Origin of the sequence: Luteibacter sp. Sphag1AF (genome assembly GCF_014192715.1) — a bacterium.
Lineage (GTDB): Bacteria > Pseudomonadota > Gammaproteobacteria > Xanthomonadales > Rhodanobacteraceae > Luteibacter.
Window position 1 is genome coordinate 431,712 of sequence record NZ_JACHYH010000001.1, and the last position, 18,670, is coordinate 450,381.

Here is an 18,670-nt window from a genome sequence, read left to right on the forward strand (position 1 = left end):
TAAGCCCTCACCGCGCAGCCCTCATGTCTTCACACCTGACCGAAACCCGGCGCCGTCGCAGCTTTGCGATTGTCAGCCATCCCGATGCCGGCAAGACCACCCTGACCGAAAAGCTGCTGCTGTTCGGCGGCGCGATCCAGATGGCCGGTTCGGTGAAGGGACGCAAGGCTGCCCGCCATGCCACCTCGGACTGGATGGCGCTGGAAAAAGAGCGCGGCATCTCGGTCACCTCCTCGGTGATGCAGTTCCCGTACAGCGAAGCCATCGTGAACCTGCTGGACACCCCGGGCCACGCAGACTTCTCCGAGGACACCTACCGCGTGCTTACCGCGGTCGATTCGGCCCTGATGGTCATCGACTGCGCCAAGGGCGTGGAAGAACGCACGATCAAACTGATGGAGGTGTGCCGTCTGCGCGACACGCCGATCATGACCTTCATCAACAAGCTGGACCGCGAGGGCCGCTCGCCCATCGAACTGCTGGACGAGGTGGAATCGGTGCTGGGCATCGCCTGCGCACCGCTCACCTGGCCCATCGGCATGGGCTCGCGCCTCAAGGGTGTGTATCACGTGCTGCTGGACGAAGTGCACATCTTCGAGCCGGGCAAGAACTTCACACGCCAGGACTCCACCATCTTCAAGGGCCTGGATCACCCGGACCTCGCCGCACGCATCGGTGCCGAGGCATTGAAGGAAGTGCGCGACGAACTGGACCTGGTGCTGGGCGCGTCCAATCCGTTCAATATCGAGGACTACCTTGCCGGCAAGCAGACGCCTGTCTTCTTCGGCTCGGCGGTCAACAACTTCGGCGTGCAGCTGCTTCTCGACTTCTTTGTGGAAAACGCACCGTATCCGCGTTCGCGCGACACGCTGACCCGCGAAGTGAAGCCCGAGGAAGAAAAACTCACCGGCTTTGTGTTCAAGATTCAGGCCAACATGGACCCCGCACATCGAGACCGCGTGGCATTCATGCGCGTGTGCTCGGGTACCTATACCGCAGGCATGAAAATGTTGCAGACGCGCACGGGCAAGGAAGTGCGCATCGCCAATGCGCTGACTTTCATGGCATCGGATCGCGAAATCGTGGAACGTGCCTATCCCGGCGATGTGATCGGCCTGCACAACCACGGCACCATCACCATCGGCGACACCTTCACCGAAGGCGAAGTGCTGTCGTTCACTGGCATTCCCAACTTCGCCCCGGAACTCTTCCGTCGCGCCCGTCTGCGCGATCCGATGAAGATGAAGGCGCTGCAAAAAGGGCTGGCCCAGCTTTCCGAAGAAGGCGCGACGCAGTTCTTCCGTCCGATGATGTCCAACGACCTCATCCTGGGCGCTGTCGGCGTGTTGCAGTTCGACGTGGTGGCCTACCGCCTGAAGGACGAATACAACGTCGACTCCACCTTCGAGCAGGTAGCGGTTTCCACGGCACGCTGGGTGCATTGCGACGACGCGAAGAAGCTTGAAGAGTTCCGCGAAAAGAACGCCGCCAATCTCGCCATTGATGGTGCGGGTGAGCTGGTTTACCTCGCCCCCACCCGCGTCAACCTTCAGCTGGCGCAGGAGCGCTGGCCGATGGTGCGCTTCTCCGCCACACGCGAACATGCCGCCGCGGTAGAAGTGAAGTAATGCAACGCTGCATCCCGGTGCTCAGCCGCCGGGATGCAGATAGCGATGGATGGCCTGCACCACGACAGAGCCCTCGCCCACGCCGGAAGCCACGCGCTTCACTGAGCCGGAGCGAACATCGCCCACGGCGAAAACCCCGTTCAATGTCGTGGCATAGGGCGAGTCGACCGCGGTCGTGGGACATTGGCTGCCGGTTTTCACGAAGCCATTGCCATCCAGGTCCAGACATCCATTCAACCAGCCCGTATTGGGCTCGGCACCAATCATCACGAACAGGCCGCCAATCGCGTGCGTGCTGCGGCGTCCATCCTTGTCGCACCACGTCACGGCACGCAGATAGGTGTCGCCTTCCAGCCCGTCGATCTGGCAGTACGTATGCAGCGTAATGCGCGGTGACTGCGCGATGCGCTGCACCAGATAGTCCGACATGGTGGCAGCGAGGCCACCAGAACGTACCAGCACGTGCACGTGCGATGCGCTGCGCGAAAGAAAGACGGCAGCCTGACCGGCGGAGTTGCCACCCCCCACGACCACCACGTCCTCGTTGCTGCACAGGGTCGCCTCCATCGCGGTAGCGGCGTAGTGCACGCCCAGCCCTTCAAAGCGCTCGTAGTCGGGCACGCTGAGCTTGCGATAGCGCGCGCCCGTGGCCACGACGACGGCACGTGCCTGCACCGTGCTGCCGTCATCCATCGTCAGCCGGTACGGATGCCGCGAGCAATCCAGCCCCACCACTGCACGCGACACGGCCAGATGCGCACCGAACTTCATCGCCTGCACCTGTGCACGTCCGGCCAGCGCCTGGCCTGAAATGCCGGTCGGGAAGCCCAGGTAATTCTCGATCTTCGAACTGGTGCCCGCCTGCCCGCCCGGCGCCAGCGCTTCAAGCACCAGCGTATCCAGGCCTTCGGATGCCGCGTAAACCGCCGCGGCCAGACCAGCCGGACCTGCGCCCACCACGGCGAGGTCGTACACGTGGCGGCTGTCCACGTGAATGCTGAAACCCAGTTCGTCAGCCAGTTCGGCATTACCGGGATTGCGCAGCACTTTGCGATCCGGGGTGATGACTACCGGGCACTCCTCGGGCTCCAGGCCGAAACTGTCGATCAGATGCCGGGCATCCTCGTCGATCTCGGTATCCAGCAGCCGGTAGGGATAGCCATTGCGGATGAGGAAGCTGCGCAGCCGGATGGTATCGGCACCGTGGGCGGAGCCTGCCAGGGTCACGCCACCGTGGCCGTGCTGGATCAGGCCCACACGCCGCAGAATGAAGGCGCGCATGATGATTTCGCCGATGTCCGGCTCGGCCGATACCAGTCGGCGGAAATCGGCAGGCGCCACGCGAATCAGGCGCGTGTCTGCTCCCGCCCGGCTGTTGACCAGGATTTCCCGCCCACTGAAAAGGTCCACCTCGCCGGTGAACTGATGGGGCCCGTGGACGGTGAACACATTGGGCCGGCCTGCTTCATCGAGGTCGTACACCTCGATGCAGCCTTCAAGCACAAACAGATAGTCCACCCGGCGGTCGCCCCGACGGATCAGGAGCGTGCCCTTCGGGACAAACTCCTCACGACCGTAGCTGGCCACCCGTTCGGCCATCTCGTCGTTGAGGTGCGGAAACGTCTGCTCCTGGCGCATGTACGGATCGGACGGATTGGACCCTGGCGGCTGATTCATCGGGTAATTTCCTGAAAAGACACGCAAGCCGGCACACCGGCAACCATTCCAGACTAATGATCCCCTCAGCGCCCATCTTGTAACGAATGCCCCCGGATTGCGCGCTTCCCTTTAAGCTTGCCCCACATTCTCAAAGGGGGGATACCGATGTCTGTTGCGCACGTCGATGCGATACCGCCGGCTGCCGAGCCCGCTCCACCTGCGCGCTGGAAGCGCTGGCTCACCTCGCCACTGGCGCGGATCGTCATTTTCTTCATACTGGCTTCGGTATTCGGCGCCGTGATGGCTCTCGTCCGGCACGCCATTTACGGCCCCCCGTCGGCGAAGCCGCTCCCGTTCACCGACGTCACGCCACTGCTTGAAGTACTTCTGCTGATTCCCTCCGTGCTGGCGTACTGGATCCTCGTGCGCTTCATTGAGCGACGCAAGGTGACCGAACTGGCGCCTGCAAAACTGATCCCTCACGTGCTGATCGGCCTGGCCGCCGGCTTCGTGCTGTTCAGCACAATCGTGGGCGTGCTGTTTGCCTTTGGCGCCTATTCGGTTACCGGCCTGCACCACGACGTGATCTGGCTGGGCCCGGTGCTGGCCATGGGGGTTGGCGCTGGCGTGATTGAGGAAATCGTCGCCCGCGGCGTGCTGTTCCGCATCGTGGAGGAAGGCCTGGGTACATGGGCCGCGCTGTTGATCTCAGCCGCCTTTTTCGGCGCCGCCCACCTCGGCAACCCCAATGCCACGGTCTGGAGTGCCATCGCCATCGCGCTGGAAGCCGGCTTGTTGTTCGGGCTGGTCTATCACGTGACCCGTTCGCTGTGGATCTGCATGGGCTTGCATGCCGCGTGGAATGTGAGCCAGGGCCCTTTCTACGGCATCTCGGTATCCGGCTTCGATCAGCGCGGCTTGCTGGATTCACATATGCAGGGCCCGGACTGGATCACCGGCGGCGCTTTCGGCGCGGAAGCCTCCGTGGTCGCGCTGGCGGTGTGCTCCATCGTCATTGCCGGCTGCCTCGCGATAGCCGTCCGCCGCCATTCTATCGTGCCGCCGTTCTGGCGCCTCCCGCACCGTGATGCCACGGACACGCCGTAACCCCATACTGGCTTCACAAGGCATGGACGCCTGACGCTTTTCTCTTCCCCAGTCTTCCGGTATCCGCATGCCTTCCATGAAGAAGCAATCCTGGCTGGCCCACCAGCCTCTTCAGCGCAAAATTCTCCTGGCGATCGTCGCCATGCTTGCCGTCTTCATGGTGGCGAGCATTGCCAACCTGGTGTCCCTCGCCCGGGAGAAAGAAACGCGCGCCTGGTCGAATCACACCTACCAGGTGATCGTCGCGCTGGACGACGTGCAGGCCAACGCGCAGGGACGCCAGGTTGCCGCGCGCGGGTTCCTGTTGAACCAGTCGCCAGCGGAATTTGCCGACTTTGTGAAACAGGACGAGGAACTGAAGAAGAGTGTCGCCGTCATTCGTCGACTGACCGCCGACAATCCGCTTCAGCAGGCACGCATTGATCGCCTGGAGCAGATGCTGGACCGCTGGAAGACCGAGGTATCCACCGGAGGCATCGATCCGATGCGCGCCATCGGCAACGCTGCCACGCCGGAAGCCTCGGTCGCGCGCGACTCCGTGCGCCGCTCGTATCTCGATCATCGCACCGTGCTGATGGTCGACGTGCAGACACTGATCGAGCAGATGTCCGACACGGAGAACTTGCTGCTGGTGGAGCGCAACGCCACGCTGGACCAGACACTGCACACCGTTCGCCTGCTCAACGTTGCCTCGATCATCGTGGGCCTGCTGGTGGCTGCGCTGGTGATCATGATGACGTTCCACCTGATCACCCGCCCGATTGTGGGCATGACTGAACTCATGACGCGTCTGGCCTCGCACGATCACGACGTTGAAATCCATCAGCTGGATCGTCGCGACGAGATCGGCGAGATCGCGCGTGCACTGCATGTCTTCAAGGAAATGGCCATCGAGACCGCCGGCCAGACCTGGCTCAAAGGCAGCATATCGGCCATCTCCAGCAAGTTGCAGGGCGCCACCAGCTACCGCGACTTCGCCGACGTGCTGACTGGCGAGTTGGTGCCGCTGCTCCACGCGGGCGTCGGCGTGTTCTATGCCTGGCGCGAAGACGGCAACAAGCTCGAACTGATGGGCAGCTACGGCTATCGCGAGCGCCGCCACGTCACGCGCGATTACGCGCTGGGCGAGGGGCTGGTGGGACAGGCCGCCATCGAGCGAAAAACCATCGTGCTGCAAGATGTGCCCGAAGACTACGTACGCATCCACTCAGGCACGGGCGAAGCGTCGCCGCGCTCCGTCGTGGTCGTGCCGGTCTACTCGCGCGAGACGCTGCTGGGCGTTATCGAGATAGGCAGCTTCAACCACCTTACCGGCATCCAGGAACGGCTGCTCGAAGAACTGATGCCCATCGTGGCGCTGTCGCTGGAAAACCTTGCCCGCGCCATTCGCACCCGTGCCCTGCTGGACACCACCCAGCAGCAGGCCGACGAACTGCGCGCCTCGGAAGACGCGCTGCGGGCGCAGCAGGCCGATCTTCAGGCGACCAACGCCGAACTGGAATCGAAAACGGCCGAACTTCAGGAACAGTCGCAGCGCCTCGTTGCGTCCGAAGAAGAACTGCGTGTGCAGGCCGAAGAACTGCACGCATCCAACGAAGAACTCCGCGAGAAAGGCACGACACTCAACCAGCAGAAGGATGCGCTGGAAGCGTTGCAGCGCGACACCATGGACAAGGCCGAGGAACTGGCACGGGCCAGTCAGTACAAGTCCGAATTCCTCGCCAATATGTCCCATGAGTTGCGCACTCCGCTGAACAGCCTGCTGATCCTGTCGCGCAGCCTCGCCGACAACGACGAAAACAACCTCACCGGCGAGCAGGTGGAGTCGGCACGCATCATCCATGACGCAGGCTCCAACCTGCTACGCCTCATCAACGACATTCTGGATCTGTCGAAGGTGGAAGCCGGCAAGATGGAACTGATGGTCGACGAGTTTGCCATCGCCGATCTCGCCCGCACACTTGGCCGCACGTTCAACCATGTGGCGCAGGAGAAGAAGCTGGCCTTCCGCATTGATGTGGAACCGGGCTTGCCGGCCACCGTGCGTACGGATGCCTCCAAGCTCGAACAGGTCGCCAACAATCTGCTGAGCAATGCGTTCAAGTTCACCGCTGAAGGCAGTGTCGTGGTCAGCATTGCGCGCCCCGATGCATCGCTGGCACTGCCGGCAACGATGCATCGCGCATCGACCATTGCCATCGCCGTCACCGATTCAGGCATCGGCATTCCCGAGGAAAAATTCCAGCGCGTGTTCCACGCGTTCGAGCAGGTCGATGCCAGCACCAGTCGCCAGTACGGTGGCACGGGCCTCGGCCTGGCCATCTCGCGCCGCATCGCCGAACTGCTGGGCGGCGACATCCTGCTGGCCAGCGAGGCGGGCAAAGGCAGCACGTTCACCATCCTCATTCCGGAGAATGCTCCGGAAGATGGCACACGACCGGAACCCGTGCGGCAGCAGCAGGCCGCCGCAGAGGCCACCCTGCCACTCAGCCCGGGCCTGATCGCCGACAGCATTGATGATGATCGCCACGTGGTGTCGCCCGGCGACACAATCATTCTGGTGGTGGAAGACGATCCCGCGTTCGCGCGCATTCTTGCCGACATGGTCCATCGCAAGGGTCACCGCGTGCTCGCTGCCGCCGATGGCGAATCCGGCCTGCAACTGGCCCGTCAATACCAGCCCACCGGCATCCTGCTCGATGTGATGCTGCCAGGCATGGACGGCTGGTCGGTGATCGAACGACTGAAAGCCGAGCCGCGCACCCGCCACATCCCCGTGCACTTCATCTCCGCGACCGACGATGCCACGCGCGGCCTGGAACTGGGTGCCGTGGGCTTCCTGACCAAACCGGTGAGTCGCGAGGCCATCGCCAACGCGTTTGAACGCCTGCTGCATTTTGCCGAAGGCCGCACCCGCCATCTGCTGGTGGTGGACGACGATGCCAGCGCGCGCACAGCCGTACGCACTCTGCTGCGCGATGATTCCGTCGACATAGATGAAGCCGCATCCGGTGAAGACGCACTCATCATGGCGGCAGACAAGAACTACGACTGCATCGTGCTCGACCTCGGCCTCCCCGGCATCTCCGGCATGGAATTCCTGGAGCGCCTGTCCAAAACCGGCAACGTGCCGCCGGTCGTGGTTTATTCCGGCCGGGATCTTAGCCGCGAGGAAAGCCTGAAGATCCGCCAGTACACCGACAGCATCGTGGTGAAGGGCGCACGCTCGCCCGACCGCCTGCTCGATGAGGTAAGCCTGTTCCTGCACAGCATACGCAACGGTCCTGCGCGCGTGGAGACGAACGATACGCCGTCCGGCGAAGTCGGACTCAATGGCCGCAAGGTGCTGCTGGTCGATGACGACATGCGCAATCTTTTCGCGCTGTCGAAGGTGCTGCGTGCCAAGGGTATCCAGGTAGTGATGGCACAGGATGGCCAGAAGGCACTGAAGGCCCTTGACGACGATCACGGCATCGAGCTGGTACTGATGGACATCATGATGCCGGTCATGGATGGCTACGACACGATGCGCGAAATTCGCGCTCGTCCGCCGGTGGCCCGCATTCCGATCATCGCGCTCACCGCCAAGGCCATGCGCGGCGACCGCGAAAAATGCCTGGAAGCGGGTGCCAACGATTACCTGTCCAAGCCCATCGACATTGATCGCCTGCTGTCGATGATCCGCGTGTGGCTGCCGTCCTGATCGTATGGATATTGAAGATATCGAAATCGAGCTGTTCGTCCGCGCCATGCAGCTCCGGCATGGCTATGACTTCAGCGGCTATGCACCCGCGTCACTGAAGCGGCGCGTGCTGCAACTGGTGCGTACGCAGGACGTCAGCGACATCAGCGAACTGAACCGTCGCGTATTGCATGAAGAGGGCTTTCTGTCGAAGGTGATCGAAGGTCTCTCGGTGCCTGTCTCGGAAATGTTCCGCGACCCGCAGGTATTCCGGGCCCTGCGCGACAAGGTGTTTCCCGTGCTGGCGTCCTACCCGCAGATCAACATCTGGCAGGCCGGCTGCGCGCATGGACAGGAGATCTACTCGCTGGCCATTCTTCTTGAAGAAGCCGGTCTTTACGAACGCTCGCAGATCTACGCCACCGACTTCAACGATGCCGCGCTCGCACTCGCCCAGGAAGGCATCTATGCCACGCGCGACGCGCGCGACTGGTCGCGCAACTATCAGGAAGCCGGTGGTCAGCGGTCGCTCAGCGACTACTACAGCGCACGCTACGACTTCATCAAGCTGGACCACCGGTTACGCCGGAACGTTACGTTCGCCAATCACAACCTGGTGACCGACGACGTGTTCTGCGAGGCGCACCTTATCCTTTGCCGCAATGTTCTGATCTATTTCTCCAACCCGTTGCAGGACCGCACGCTGGGCCTGTTCCGTGACAGCCTGGTACGTGGTGGATTCCTGTGCCTGGGTACGCGGGAAAACATTGACTTCGCCCCATCGGCTGTCGATTTCACGAATGTGGACGGCGCGCTGCGCATCTACCAGCTCGGAGGCCGGCAGACCCGATGAATACGTGGAGCGCAGTCACTATGGGATGCAGTGCGGGTGGGCTTACCGCGTTGCAGGAAGTGTTGGCACAGGTGGATGCGCGACTGACCCAGCCGGTGATCGTGTGCTGCCACACCGGTTCATCGGACGTATCGCTGCTTTGCGAGCTGCTGGCCCGTCACTCGCGACTTCCCGTTGAAGAAGCCAGTGAACGCGCTCCCGTACGTGGCGGCGTCGTGCATGTAGCACCATCGGGCTACCATCTGCTGATCGAACCTACGCTGCGCTTCGCACTCAGCGTGGATGCGAAAGTGGCCTATTCGCGCCCCTCCATCGACGTACTGTTTGAAAGCGTGACGGATGCCTATCGGGGACGCATCGTCGCCGTGCTGATGACCGGCGCGAATGCCGATGGTGCCGAAGGCCTCGCTTATGTCCGCGCCCATGGCGGCTATGCCGTCGTGCAGGACCCCACCACTGCCGAAGCTGCCGCCATGCCACAGGCCGGCCTCGACATCGCAGGCGCTGACGCCTGCGTCCCGTTGAACGCCATTGCCGGAACGCTCAATCAATTATGTCTTTGAATCCCACTATCCGTCCCAAGATCCTCGTCGTCGACGATACGCCTGCCAATCTGGTCGCCATGCGCCGGTTGCTCGCACGTGCCGAAGCGGATGTGTACGAAGCAGAAAGCGGCAACGAAGCGCTTGCGCTGTGTCTCGATCATCAGTTCGCGCTGGTGCTGCTGGACGTCAACATGCCGGAGATGGATGGCTTTGAAGTCGCCCAGCTGATTGCGGAAACCGATCAGCTGCGCGAAACGCCCATCATCTTCGTCACTGCCGCTTATGGCGATGACGTCAATCGCATGAAGGGCTATACGTCGGGCGCCGTCGACTACATCGCCAAGCCCATCAACGACGTGATCCTGCAATCGAAGGTTCGCGTATTCCTTGAGCTCTATCGTGCCCGTGCACTGCTTCAGCAGGCGCTGGATGAACTGTCGGTTCGCAATGAGCAGCTCACCTCCGAAGTAGCCGAGCGCACGCGCATGGAAGAACTCGTCCGGCACCAGGCCACGCACGACGCGCTGACCGGCCTGCCGAATCGCGTTCTTTTCCGCGACCGCCTGCTGGCAGCCATCGACCAGGCGAACGGGGACGATACGAGTTTCGGTCTGGCGTACATCGACATCGACGGCTTCAAGGGCGTGAACGATCAACACGGTCACGGTGCGGGCGACGCCCTGTTGCAGGCGATTGCCTCACGGCTGGGTGCCCGGACGCGCGGCTCGGACACGGTCGCCCGTCTGGGCGGCGATGAATTTGCCGTGCTGCTGAATGACGCCTCTGACCGCGAAGCCGCTCTGATTCGCTGCCAGGCGCTGTGCGATGCGATTGCGGAACCCTACACGCTGACCGTACAGGGCGAACGCATCAGCGCCCATGTGGGCGCCAGCATTGGCATCGCCATGTTCACCCGCGATCCTGACGGCGACGGATATGACCGCCTGGTCGCGCGCGCCGATACGGCCATGTACGACGCCAAGCGCGGCGGAAAGAATCGCTGCGTAATGGCCGACTGAAGCATCCGGAGGGGAGCCTCGCCAGACATGAAAAAGCCCGCGTTTTTTCTGCGGGCTTTTTGCTATTCAGGCGAGGACTGCTTACGCAGCCTTGACGCTCTTGGCCGGCTCTTCACCGCGGACAACGGCGGCTCGGAGTTCGGAGGTATCGAAGTCATCCACCGAGATGAATTCGGCCACGCCGTCGCGGACGCGCTGGAGCAGTTCACGCTCAGCCGCCGTGATGGCACCCAGCTTCTCTGCTTCCACCAGCTGGTCGTTGTACTCGTGAGCCTTGATCTGACCGCTCTTCTGCGCCTTCACCAGCTTGCGCTCCACCGGCTCGGCGGCGATCACATCGGGAAGCAGCGCGTTCATGCGGCCCACCGTGTTGTTGGCCGTGGGGGTCAGGTAGGTCCACGTGGTCAGGCGATCACGCGCTTCGCTGGGCGCGGTGATCAGCGCGGCAACGCGACGACCCAGGCGATCCGACGGCGGCACTTCGCGGCGACCCAGCGGGAACACCAGGGCACGCAGCAGCCATGCCACCGGACGGACGGGGAAGTTGCGGATCACGCCATCCAGCGCTTCCTGCATGCGATACACGCACTCGTGGAAAGCCCACGCAAGCAGCGGACGATCTGCTTCCGGACGGCCGGTATCCTCGTAACGCTTCAGCATCGAGCTGGCGATATAGAGGAAACTGAGCACGTCACCCAGACGCGCCGACAGCTTTTCCTTGAACTTCAGCTTGCCGCCCAGCACGCCCATGGAAACGTCAGCGCACAGTGCCAGCGCTGCCGAATAACGGTTGAGCTTGCGGTAGTAGCGGCGGGTGTAGGCATCACCGGCCGTTTCACCGATGTGCGACGCGGTGATACCCAGCGTGAAGCTGCGCACCGCGTTGGAAATGCCGAAACCGATATGACCGAACAGCGCCTTGTCGAAGGTCTTCACGCGCTCGCGGTAGTCCTCGATGCTGAGCGCCTGCATTTCCTTGAGCACATAGGGATGGCAGCGAATGGCGCCCTGACCGAAGATCATCAGGCTGCGCGTCATGATGTTGGCGCCCTCCACCGTGATGGCGATGGGCACGCTCTGCCAGCCACGACCCATGTAGTTCTTGGGACCGAGGATCACGCCCTTGCCACCATGCACGTCCATCGCATCGCTGGCGATCTGACGGCACCATTCCGTGGCGTGGTACTTCGCGATGGCGGACGGCACGGCGGGCTTCTCGCCACGATCCACGGCCGCAGCCGTAGCGCGCGACAGCGCCTGGGTGGCGTAAGTCAGACCACCGATGCGGGCGAGCGCTTCTTCCACACCTTCAAAGCGACCGATGGCCAGGCCGAACTGCTTGCGCATGCGGGCATAGGAACCGGTAGCCGACACGGCCATGCGGGCTGCGCCCGTGGCGTTGGACGGCAGCGAGATCGCGCGGCCGACAGACAGGCACTCGACCAGCATGCGCCAGCCCTGACCGGCCATGTGCGGCCCGCCAATGAGCGTGGACAGCGGAACAAAGACATCCTTCGCGTGAATGGGACCGTTCTGGAACGGCGTATTCAACGGGAAGTGGCGACGACCGATTTCCATCCCCGGCGTTTCGCGCGGCAGCAGTGCCAGCGTGATGCCCAGGTCTTCCTTGTCACCCAGAAGCTTGTCCGGGTCGTACATGCGGAAGGCAAGACCCACCACCGTGGCGACGGGCGCCAGCGTGATGTAGCGCTTGTCGAAGGTCAGGCGGATACCGACGGTTTCTTCGCCGTTCCACATGCCGCGAGTCACGATGCCGTAGTCGGGAATCGAGGTGGCGTCGGAACCGGCATACGGGCCGGTCAGCGCGAAGCAGGGAATTTCGCGGCCATCGGCCAGACGCGGCAGATAGTGGTTCTTCTGCTCATCGCTGCCGTAGTGCATCAGCAGTTCGCCCGGTCCAAGCGAGTTGGGCACGGCAACGGTGGAAGCCAGCGTCTGCGACATGCTGGAGAGCTTCTGCAACACAGCCGAATGGGCCAGCGCCGAGAAACCCAGACCACCGTAGCTCTTCGGAATGATCATGCCGAAGAACCGGTTCTTCTTGAGGAACTCCCACACGTTCGGCGGAAGGTCGGCCAGTTCGTGGGTGATCTGCCAGTCGTCGACCATGCCGCAGAGTTCTTCGACGGGGCCGTCGAGGAACGCCTGCTCTTCCACGCTGAGTTCGGGCTTCGGCTGCTTGAGCAGTTCGGACCATTCCGGCTTGCCGGAGAACAGCTGGCCTTCAAAGCCGACCGTGCCGGCTTCCAGCGCCGTCTGCTCGGTAGCCGAAAGCTTCGGCGTGACCTTGGCAAACATGGCCAGAAGCGGAGCGCTGATCTTCTTGCGGCGGAAGTCGATCATCAGCAGCGGTGCCGCCACGAGGGCGAGCACGATCAGGAGAATCACGGTCGTGAAGGGCGCGCGGGCAATGAGACCGACGACCAGAACAGTGACCGCCGTTGCCACGACCCACGTACGCAGGCTGGTGCGGTGGTAGGCACACGCGCCGGAGGCGATGAGCGCCGCCAGCACAACAAGAATCGCAGACATCGGGGTTACCTCGTTACTGTCATCAGGCTTCGTTGCAGCCAGGAACATGCCCTGGCCGATTGGTACTAAACGTTACAGTGCTTCTGTGAATCGAACGATTTCACGCGTGAAGTCGTCGTTGGCATCCCCCGCCACCATGTGGGTTGCCTCGGGCAACGTCACGTGGCGCGCGTGGGGCACCAGTTTGAGGAATTCGTTGACGGTCTCGTGTGAGACCACGTCGCTGCGTCCACCGGAAAGCAGCAGCACCGGCACACTGACACGCGCGGCGGCGGCAAACAGCCTGGGCTGATAGCGCTCGCTTTCCGAAACCACGCTGTCGAGCATGGCCGGGTCCCAATGCCAGCGCAGGCGGCCCTGCGCGTCTTCGCGCATCAGCGGCTTGAGCTGGGATTCGGTCTTGCGCTCGCGACGATGCGGCAGGTACACCTCGATCGCCGAGGCGGCCTCTTCGTAGCTGGCGAATCCGTCCGGGTGCGCACGCATGAACCCGAGAATACGTTCCACGCCACGGGTTTCCCATCGCGGCGTGATGTCCACGAGAACCAGTGCCGAAAAAGGATGTGCCTCATCCGCCTCCCCCGCTGCCACCAGACCCAGCAGGCCGCCCATGGAAGCGCCCACCAGCACGGGGGCCACGCCATCGGCCGCAGCGCGGCGACCGGCAACGGTCAGCAGGTCGGAGACAAACTGCGGCATGTGGTAATCCCCACCGGCCACATGGTCGCTTTGTCCGTGCCCGCGGGCGTCGAAGGTGGTGGCATCAAACCCCAGCCCGGCCAGCGTGCGGGCCGAACCGGCCCACGCGTGTCTTGTCTGGCCGAAGCCATGTGCGAAGATCAGCGACGGGCGGCGGCTTCCTGGCCAGCGTTCCGTGGCAAGCGCAATGCCATCGTGGGCAACGACGGTTTCGTGGACACTCGTGCTGGTGGTGGGATCAATGACCATACGCCCGAGTATGTAGCCCCGACAGACCTGCGTCAATACGCCTCCGTACGGTCATTCAACGCGTTGAAAGTCAAGGTCTTATGCAGCATGACGCTGCACGTCCCGATTGCATTGCTCCGCTGGTCAGCTACCATGCGCCGATGAATGCAGGTGCTAAAAACGAACGAGTCCGCCTCTCCGCTGAAGATTGGGAAGATGGCGCCCTGGCCCTGATCGCCGAGCAAGGCGTTGGCGCACTGGCCGTGGAGGCCCTGGCCCGTCGGCTGGGCGTCACCAAGGGCAGCTTCTACTGGCACTTCCGCACCCGCGAAGCGCTGCTTCAGGCGGCGCTGGAACGCTGGGAGGAATACGGCGAGCGCGAAGTGCTGGGCAAGATGGAGCTCATCAGCGACCCCCGCCAGCGCTTGCCGGAGCTGTTCCGCCGCGTGGCGCACGAGTTGCAACCGCATCGCGTGTATGCCGCACTGCTGAAGGCGCTGGATCACCCGCAGGTGGTGCCGGTCATGGCCCGCGTGTCACAGCGGCGCATGGACTTCCTCAACACCATGTATCGCGAGGCGGGACTGGAGCCGGTCACCGCACTGCATCGCGCACGCCTCACCTATGCGGCGTATGTGGGTTTCCTTCAACTGAACTTCACGCTGGGTCTTCCGCGCCTGAGCCATGACGAATTCGACGCGTACGTCGAACATGTCATCACCACGCTCACGCCTGAAAAAGCCTGAAAAATGAACACATACGGCGTGCGATGCTGCGCCGTACCTTGCCAATACCAGCGACCGCAAACTACTGTCACTTCATGTTTTTACATGGAGACCACGAAGGATGCGCGACATGGCAAGCTCTCTGGAATCGTTGAATCGCTGGGTGGCAGATGTTGCCCGGCTCACTCAGCCTGACCGGATTCACTGGTGCGACGGTTCGGATGCGGAATACGACAGCCTCGTAGAAACCATGCTGGGCACAGGCGATCTGATCGCCCTGAATCCCACCACGAATCCGCGCAGCTACCTGCACCGCTCCCATCCCTCGGATGTGGCGCGCGTTGAACACCTGACCTTCGTGTGCACGCCGGAGGAAGAGGACGCGGGCCCCAACAACCACTGGATGGCGCCTGCCGATGCGCACGCGAAGATCGACGCCCTGTTCGAAGGCGCGATGCGCGGCCGCACCATGTATGTGATCCCCTATTGCATGGGCCCGATTGATTCCCCCATCGCGCGTTGCGGCGTGGAAATCACCGACAGCCCCTATGTCGTTGCCAACATGCGGATCATGACCCGCATGGGCGCACCGGCACTCAGGCGTATCGAGCGCGAAGGCTCCTTCGTGCGCGGCCTGCATTCCACGGGCGATCTTGACCCGGAGCGCCGCTTCATCATGCATTTCCCGGAGGAGCTGTCGATCAAGTCGATTGGCTCCGGTTACGGCGGCAACGCGCTGCTGGGCAAGAAATGCCACGCCCTGCGCATCGCCAGCCATCAGGCACGCAAGGAAGGCTGGCTCGCCGAGCACATGCTCATCGTCGGCGTGGAAAACCCCAAGGGCGAGAAACACTACATCGCCGCAGCGTTTCCCTCGGCATGCGGCAAAACCAATCTGGCCATGCTCATTCCGACCGAAGGTCATCGCAAGGATGGCTGGAAGATCTGGACCGTCGGTGACGATATCTGCTGGATGACCCCGGGCGACGATGGAAGGTTGTGGGCCATCAATCCGGAAGCCGGCTATTTTGGCGTGGCGCCGGGCACCGGCCCGGGCACCAATCCCAGCGCGCTGTCCACGCTGGGCCACGATGCGATTTTTACCAACGTCGCTCTCACGGCAGACAATCGCCCGTGGTGGGAAGGCCTGGGTGAAGGTGAGCCAGTCACCGACTGGCAGGGTCGTCCCTACGACAAGGCCAATGGCCCTGCCGCCCATCCGAACTCCCGCTTCACCGTCAGCGCGAAGCAGTGCCCGAGCTGGGCGCCGGAAGCGGAAGACGCACGGGGCGTCCCCATTTCGGCCATTGTCTTCGGTGGCCGCCGTCCGTCACTGGTTCCCCTGGTATTCGAGGCCAAAGACTGGGCGCACGGCGTACTGGTCGGTGCAGCCATGGGCTCGGAAACCACCGCTGCTGCCACGGGTGCCGTGGGCGTTCTGCGTCGCGACTCCATGGCCATGAAGCCGTTCTGCGGCTACAACTTCGCGGACTACTTCGCGCACTGGCTATCGTTCGACAAGCCCGGCGCGCGGCTGCCGAAAATCTTCCACGTGAACTGGTTCCGCAAGGACAGCGATGGCGGTTTCATGTGGCCGGGCTACGGCGACAATCTGCGCGTGCTTGAGTGGATGATCGGCCGGGTCACCGGCTCTGTGCCGGGCGAGAAAACCCCCATCGGCACCGTGCCCGCACCGGGCGAGCTCAACCTGCACGGACTGAACCTCAAGGACGGCGCGCTGGACGCCCTGCTGCACGTGGACCTTGAAAGCTGGCAGGTCGAGCTGGACCACATTGGCGAGTATCTGGACGGCTTCGGCCAGCGCATGCCCGAACGCCTGAAGGAAGAACGCCGTCGCGTCAGCGACGACTTGCTGGCCGCCCTGGCCGGCATGGAAAAGGAACGCGCGGTCGGCTGATCTTCACCGCCCCTTCGCACACCAGAATCGCCCGGCCACGCCGGGCGTTTTCTTTATGGGAAACGCAAAGGTCTAAACCATTGCGCGCGAACCGGCATCCAAGGTGGCAAGATGAGCGCCTTATGCCTGGTCACCGAACCCTACATGCAGCCTGAGCTGCCAGCGGAATCGACCGACGACGACGTCGTGCGCGCCGCCGTGGCCGGTGATCGCAAGGCGTTCGAGACGCTTTACCGCCGCCATTCCGACCGCGTGTATGGCGCCGTGCTCCGCCTTGCCGCCTTCGATCATGCCCGGGCGGAAGACCTGGTGCAGGAAGCGTTCGTCAAGGCGTGGCAAAAGCTTGAGAGCTTCCGGTTTGAAAGCGCGTTCGGCACGTGGATCTACCGGCTGGCGGTGAATACGGCACTGATGTCCATACGTGCCCGCAACGCCGACCCGGTCACGATCATGGACGAAGAGCATCTGCCTGATCCCGCTGACCGGCCGTTCTGCCCGGCCGAGCGCGAGGAACTGGAAAAAGCGATTGCCTTGCTGCCTCCAAGGGCGCGGGCGGTACTGGTACTGCATGACGTGGAAGGCTGGAAGCACGAAGAAATCGCCATTGAACTCGGGATGGCGGTGGGTTCGTCGAAAGCACAATTGCATCGCGCGCGGGGATTGCTCCGGCGCGCGCTGGGAGAAAAGTAATGAACGACCTCGATTACCTGCGCCAGATGCGCGCCCTCAACCGGCCGGTAACTCCGCGCCGGGATCTGTGGGCCGACATCGACCGGCAACTGGAACTCGCCCCTGTGGCAGCCGCCCGGCGACCACGCGCCCGCCCCTGGCTGAGGGCCGCCGCCATCGCAGGCGTGGCCGTGCTGGGCGGCACACTGGGTCTTCATCTCATTGCTCCGGTCCAGACACCTGAGTTTGCATCCGCGCCAGCGTGGAAACCCAGTGATCCGCGCCTTGCAGGTGCTGCGGTCGAACTGGATGCCGCGCGCATGGAGCTCAGTCAGGCCATGCAGGATTCCCCGAATTCCCCGGCGCTTCAGCGCCTGCTTGAACGCACCGAACGTCAACGTGATCGCCTGCGTCATCTCGAACAGCAAGCCGGCTAAGCCCCGCAGAAGAGACCTCCCATGAAAATGCTCTATCTCACTCCCCTGCTGCTGGCTTTCTCTATCGGACATGCCATTGCCGGCACGCCGATCAACCTCAGCCGTGACGTGCGTCCCAATGCACACATCAACATCAACAACGTGAAAGGCGAAGTGACCGTCACCACGTGGGATCGCAACACGGTGCAGGTGTCGGGCACGCTCGGCGATGGCGCGCGCCCCCTTGAACTGGGCGGCGATGATCGCGAGGTCGACATCAAGGTAGAAGCCAACGGCAAGAACGGCTTCTTCAACTGGGACAGCGATACCCGCATGCAGGGCACCGTCCTCAATGTGCGCGTGCCCAGATCGGTCGATGTGGATATCAACGTGGTGAGCGCACCGCTCAGCATCGATGGCCTCGACGGCGGGCGCGTCAGCATCAATACCGTGAGCGGCAAGGTGCGCGCCAACGTGCGCACGCCGAAGATCGAAGTGCAAAGCGTCAGTGGCAGCATCGATCTCTCAGGCCGGGCCACGAAGGCGGAATTGCAGACGGTCAGCGGGGACATCACGGCGCCCAGCGTGGTCGAAAGCGTGGAGGCACAGACAGTATCCGGCCGCATGACCATCGGTGGCGGCCCGTGGCGCGAAGCCTCCTTCAGCACCGTATCCGGCGACATCCTGATCAACGGCGGCCCCGCCCCGGGCGGCAAGCTCGACGTGGATGCCATGAGCGGCGACGTGCAATTGCAGCTGCCTGCCAATACCGGTTCACGCCTCAACGTGTCCACCTTCAGCGGCGAGATCCGCAGCGACTTCGGCACGCCGTCCCGGGATGAAGACGGCCCGGGCAAAGAGCTGAAGACAACCATCGGTGACGGCAGCGGCTATGTCCACCTCGAATCGTTCAGCGGCGACATCCGCGTCCGCAAGCAGGATCGCTGACGGCAGATGTGAGAAGGGCCG

General features: G+C 63.0%; 14 protein-coding genes. 11 read left to right on the forward strand and 3 right to left on the reverse strand.

The window, feature by feature from the left end:
- The first annotated feature begins 23 nt into the window (after positions 1–23).
- Positions 24–1,628 (forward strand): peptide chain release factor 3, encoded by a 1,605-nt coding sequence (locus FHW69_RS02005; protein WP_183421342.1) that lies wholly within the window; start codon positions 24–26, stop codon positions 1,626–1,628.
- A gap of 21 nt (positions 1,629–1,649) precedes the next feature.
- Here the strand turns inward: FHW69_RS02005 and FHW69_RS02010 are convergent, their stop codons facing one another.
- A complete protein-coding gene (locus FHW69_RS02010) occupies positions 1,650–3,305 on the reverse strand; it encodes an FAD-dependent oxidoreductase (protein ID WP_183421343.1) in 1,656 nt (551 codons plus the stop codon).
- Between the two features lie 147 nt (positions 3,306–3,452).
- On the opposite strand from FHW69_RS02010, the gene FHW69_RS02015 reads away from it, so the two are divergent.
- From FHW69_RS02015 to FHW69_RS02035, 5 genes are all read left to right on the forward strand, one after another.
- Positions 3,453–4,394 carry a type II CAAX endopeptidase family protein gene (locus FHW69_RS02015; protein ID WP_183421344.1) on the forward strand — a complete coding sequence of 314 codons (942 nt, stop codon included), beginning with the start codon at positions 3,453–3,455 and terminating at the stop codon, positions 4,392–4,394.
- A 67-nt stretch (positions 4,395–4,461) separates the two neighbouring features.
- Positions 4,462–8,097, forward strand: a complete 3,636-nt coding sequence (locus tag FHW69_RS02020) for a response regulator (RefSeq protein WP_183421345.1) — start codon at positions 4,462–4,464, stop codon at positions 8,095–8,097.
- 4 nt (positions 8,098–8,101) lie between these two features.
- Entirely contained in the window at positions 8,102–8,929 is an 828-nt protein-coding gene (locus FHW69_RS02025) for a CheR family methyltransferase (RefSeq protein ID WP_183421346.1), read from the forward strand.
- A complete protein-coding gene (locus FHW69_RS02030; RefSeq protein ID WP_183421347.1) occupies positions 8,926–9,492 on the forward strand; it encodes a chemotaxis protein CheB in 567 nt (188 codons plus the stop codon). Before FHW69_RS02025 ends, FHW69_RS02030 begins: the two co-directional genes overlap by 4 nt.
- On the forward strand, positions 9,483–10,493 hold the full coding sequence (locus FHW69_RS02035; protein ID WP_183421348.1) for a diguanylate cyclase: 1,011 nt from the start codon (positions 9,483–9,485) through the stop codon (positions 10,491–10,493). Before FHW69_RS02030 ends, FHW69_RS02035 begins: the two co-directional genes overlap by 10 nt.
- An 81-nt stretch (positions 10,494–10,574) precedes the next feature.
- On the opposite strand, the gene FHW69_RS02040 is transcribed toward FHW69_RS02035, so the two are convergent.
- Positions 10,575–13,046 (reverse strand): acyl-CoA dehydrogenase, encoded by a 2,472-nt coding sequence (locus FHW69_RS02040; protein ID WP_183421349.1) that lies wholly within the window; start codon positions 13,044–13,046, stop codon positions 10,575–10,577.
- Positions 13,047–13,118: 72 nt separating this feature from the next.
- Positions 13,119–14,030, reverse strand: a complete 912-nt coding sequence (locus FHW69_RS02045) for an alpha/beta hydrolase (protein WP_255494485.1) — start codon at positions 14,028–14,030, stop codon at positions 13,119–13,121.
- Positions 14,031–14,134: 104 nt separating this feature from the next.
- Here FHW69_RS02045 and FHW69_RS02050 point away from each other — a divergent pair, with 104 nt between their 5' ends.
- The 5 genes from FHW69_RS02050 to FHW69_RS02070 all read left to right on the forward strand — a co-directional run bounded on the left by FHW69_RS02050 (position 14,135) and on the right by FHW69_RS02070 (position 18,649).
- A complete protein-coding gene (locus FHW69_RS02050) occupies positions 14,135–14,719 on the forward strand; it encodes a TetR/AcrR family transcriptional regulator (RefSeq protein WP_183422237.1) in 585 nt (194 codons plus the stop codon).
- 109 nt (positions 14,720–14,828) lie between these two features.
- Positions 14,829–16,616 (forward strand): phosphoenolpyruvate carboxykinase (GTP), encoded by a 1,788-nt coding sequence (locus FHW69_RS02055; protein ID WP_183421350.1) that lies wholly within the window; start codon positions 14,829–14,831, stop codon positions 16,614–16,616.
- 144 nt (positions 16,617–16,760) lie between these two features.
- Entirely contained in the window at positions 16,761–17,306 is a 546-nt protein-coding gene (locus FHW69_RS02060) for a sigma-70 family RNA polymerase sigma factor (protein WP_183422238.1), read from the forward strand.
- Entirely contained in the window at positions 17,306–17,722 is a 417-nt protein-coding gene (locus FHW69_RS02065) for a hypothetical protein (protein WP_183421351.1), read from the forward strand. Before FHW69_RS02060 ends, FHW69_RS02065 begins: the two co-directional genes overlap by 1 nt.
- A 21-nt stretch (positions 17,723–17,743) precedes the next feature.
- Positions 17,744–18,649, forward strand: a complete 906-nt coding sequence (locus FHW69_RS02070; RefSeq protein ID WP_183421352.1) for a DUF4097 family beta strand repeat-containing protein — start codon at positions 17,744–17,746, stop codon at positions 18,647–18,649.
- The last annotated feature ends 21 nt before the right edge of the window (positions 18,650–18,670 follow it).